The sequence below is a fragment of the Pantoea dispersa genome (genome assembly GCF_035783935.1).
In the GTDB taxonomy this organism is placed as follows: Bacteria; Pseudomonadota; Gammaproteobacteria; order Enterobacterales; family Enterobacteriaceae; genus Pantoea; species Pantoea dispersa_C.
On the sequence record NZ_JALKOV010000051.1, the window covers coordinates 1 to 255 of the forward strand.

General features: G+C 49.8%; 1 protein-coding gene. It reads left to right on the forward strand.

Features of this window, described 5'->3' with window-relative positions; all coding sequences use genetic code 11:
• Positions 1–172: EexN family lipoprotein (locus MXF20_RS23505; RefSeq protein ID WP_418936875.1), on the forward strand; the 172-nt coding region annotated here is incomplete at its 5' end.
• Positions 173–255: the final 83 nt, after the last annotated feature.

Sequence of the window (255 nt, forward strand, 5' to 3'; positions counted from 1 at the left end):
CGAGGGCGCAAAGAGCGAGGAATGGTACAAGGCTCACAACAAAGAGCGCAAATCTAAATATGAAGAATGCCGTAAAGAACCCAATCCGCGCGGCACCGAAGACTGTCGCAACGCGATTGATGCCGATATACACGCGGGCCAATTTACAAAGAGTCCAGAAAAGGGTTGGTAAAACCATACGAGCCGCCATGAGGCGGCTTTTTTACGTCATTCTTCAGCGATTCCATAGAACGCCTGTTCCACCTAATCCGTCAA